We start from the raw sequence: 264 nt of genomic DNA, 5'->3' as shown, positions 1-264 counted from the left end.
AGAAGCCCGCCTTGGTGAACGCGCCAGCCAGATTGCTTCCGGTCTTGAAGCCATTGAAACCCGTCTCACCGGCGAACTCAGCGGCATCGAAAGCCGTATCGCAGAAACAGCGACACGCACCAGCGATGTGCTTGGCGCACATTCTGAAGCGTTCAGCGCCCGTGTTCTGGAAAACCTCTCCGGCACAGAAAGCCGCCTGACAGAGCGTGCAGAAGCAATTGCTTCCGGCATCAGCGATGTGAGCAACCGTCTCACCGGCGATCT

The 264-nt window shown here is 58.7% G+C and carries 1 protein-coding gene; it reads left to right on the top strand.

Features of this window, described 5'->3' with window-relative positions; genetic code table 11:
• Window positions 1-264: hypothetical protein (locus tag HBA93_RS21665; RefSeq protein WP_221724625.1), on the top strand; the 264-nt coding region annotated here is incomplete at both ends.

The sequence above is a fragment of the Ochrobactrum sp. SFR4 genome (genome assembly GCF_019730395.1).
Taxonomy (GTDB): domain Bacteria; phylum Pseudomonadota; class Alphaproteobacteria; order Rhizobiales; family Rhizobiaceae; genus Pseudochrobactrum.
This window is presented reverse-complemented; position numbering and strand designations above follow the sequence as displayed.